Genomic DNA, 1,049 nt, shown 5'->3' with positions numbered 1-1,049 from the left:
CAACAAGCGTTGGAAGTCCAAAAGTCCAATCAGTTTTCAGCGCAATCGGATGTGCAATTTGACAAGCCACCCTCGAGTGAGTTTCGTTTACCTGTTGCGGAATCGCCCTGTTTTCCGATTGAACGTATTCATATTCTTGATTATCAAGCTTCTGCCCTTCCTATTTCTGACTTTTCTTTCCAAACATCCTCTTATACCTCCTCTGATTTTTCTTATCATCTAGCTCATGTGACTGAGACTTTTCAAGCAGCACGTAGTGAGTTTAGTTGGGCTTATCATCAAGCGGCAGCAGAATTAAGCTTGATGTTGCCCCATTGTTTAGGTGGTGAAGGGATAAATGTACTGATGAAGGCAATGCAAAATCGGCTTATTGAGCGAGGTTATGTGACAACACGTGTAGTGGCAGGCGAGCAAGATTTACGTTCGGGTAAGTTACTGTTAACGGTGATACCAGGGCGTTTGCGTCATAGCTTGATAACAGATAAAAGTGGGGTGAATAAGTTTACGCGTTTAACAGCTTGGACTGCGATGGTACCGCAACAAGGTGATGTGCTTAATGTACGAGATATTGAACAATCTTTAGAAAATTTCAAACGGGTGCCGACCGCAGAAGCGACCATTAACATTGTGCCTGCAGAGGGGGAGGCGCAACTGGGGGAAAGTGATTTAGTGGTGCACTATGCTCAAGCTTTTCCGTTTCGTTTAACGTTAGGTTTAGATGATGCAGGCTCGACATCAACTGGACGTTGGCAAGGTTCAATGACTTTATCGTTAGATAATACTTTCACGGCGAATGATTTGTTTTATACCAGCTTTACACATAGTTTAAAACGCCCCCATTGGACAGGAGAGGATGATAAAGGGAAACGCCAGAGTCGTAATTTAAGTTTTTATTATTCAGTACCTTGGCGCTATTGGCAGTTATCTGCTAGTCATAGTGAAAATGATTATGTGCAAGAAATCGCAGCGGCTTTTGGTTCGACGGTAATGTATTCGGGGCGAAGTGAGAATAGCAAGGTCACACTTTCTCGTTTAGTGTTTCGTAATGC

1 protein-coding gene is annotated in these 1,049 nt (G+C 43.3%); it reads left to right on the top strand.

Annotated features, from left to right (window positions below):
* The coding region (locus tag ACFSAV_RS09275; protein WP_379098873.1) for a ShlB/FhaC/HecB family hemolysin secretion/activation protein at positions 1-1,049 on the top strand (1,049 nt) is incomplete at both ends.

The sequence above is a fragment of the Pasteurella oralis genome (genome assembly GCF_042681465.1).
In the GTDB taxonomy this organism is placed as follows: Bacteria; Pseudomonadota; Gammaproteobacteria; order Enterobacterales; family Pasteurellaceae; genus Pasteurella; species Pasteurella oralis.
The sequence above is the reverse complement of the archived record's forward strand: the minus strand, read 5'-3'. Positions and strand labels throughout refer to the sequence as shown.